General features: G+C 56.5%; 1 pseudogene. It reads right to left on the reverse strand.

Features of this window, described 5'->3' with window-relative positions:
- Positions 1-297: 297 nt before the first annotated feature.
- Positions 298-444 (reverse strand): annotated as a pseudogene (locus ACP2AV_RS15690) (lycopene cyclase family protein); the annotation flags it as partial.
- Positions 445-494: the final 50 nt, after the last annotated feature.

The following is a 494-nucleotide window of genomic DNA, read 5'->3' on the forward strand; positions in this document are numbered from 1 at the left end:
GATTTCGGTGTCGCCGTGGTAGCGGGCCCCATGATCGATCAGTGAATGGATCGTCAGTGGCATCGCCATCATTTGTCCGCGCATTTGTCTTCCTCCTTGGATCTGATTTACTGCGTCGTATTCCGCACGTCCTGCAAAGCCTGCAAGACGCTGGATTCTGGTTGTGGTTTGTTATGACAGGGGCGGTTAAGCCCCGGCAAAAATTGCGTTATTAGGGGCGCTTCGATCTTCTCAGGCAACGGTACGGCTCCGATCAGGAACGCGCACCTGCCCCAGGATGATCTCGGCCGCGTTCTTGGCGATGCCCAATGGCATGTGGATCAGGGGGCTTTTGTCTTTTGGGCCTGCTTCGATAAGCGCGATGCGTTTTGCCGGGTCTGCTGACAGGCGGTTGGCCAAAACGCAACCGGCGGATCCGGCCCCAACGATGATATAGTCGTACATTTCTTCTCTCCCTATTGGTTCGCAGCGGCGTTAGCCGAGCACCCGAACCA

It is taken from the genome of Aliiroseovarius sp. PTFE2010 (genome assembly GCF_049943335.1).
Classification (GTDB): Bacteria; Pseudomonadota; Alphaproteobacteria; order Rhodobacterales; family Rhodobacteraceae; genus JBNFVY01.